1 protein-coding gene is annotated in these 280 nt (G+C 53.6%); it reads left to right on the top strand.

What is annotated here, in order from left to right; all coding sequences use genetic code 11:
• Positions 1-18: 18 nt before the first annotated feature.
• Positions 19-280: IS3 family transposase (locus ICN39_RS11095; RefSeq protein WP_216234164.1), on the top strand; the 262-nt coding region annotated here is incomplete at its 3' end.

Here is a 280-nt window from a genome sequence, read left to right as displayed (position 1 = left end):
CGGCCGATAATAGTTGCCATGCGCCAGTATTCCGAGCAATATCCTCGCTATGGCGCCAGACGGATTCGGATCTTTTTAAGACGGGATGGTCTTGTTCTAGGTCGCGATCGGACGGCGCGCATCTGGGTTGGAGCTGGCCTACAGGTGCCCGCCAAAAGGACGCGCAAGCGTTACCGTAGTCAAAATCGACAACCGTATGTAGCAACTGGGCCCAATGAGGTTTGGGCTTACGACTTTGTCTTTGATGCTTGTGCCAACGGGCAAAAGCTCAAGTGCTTAA

Source organism: Polynucleobacter sp. AP-Reno-20A-A9, from assembly GCF_018882085.1.
Lineage (GTDB): Bacteria > Pseudomonadota > Gammaproteobacteria > Burkholderiales > Burkholderiaceae > Polynucleobacter.
The sequence above is the reverse complement of the archived record's forward strand: the minus strand, read 5'-3'. Positions and strand labels throughout refer to the sequence as shown.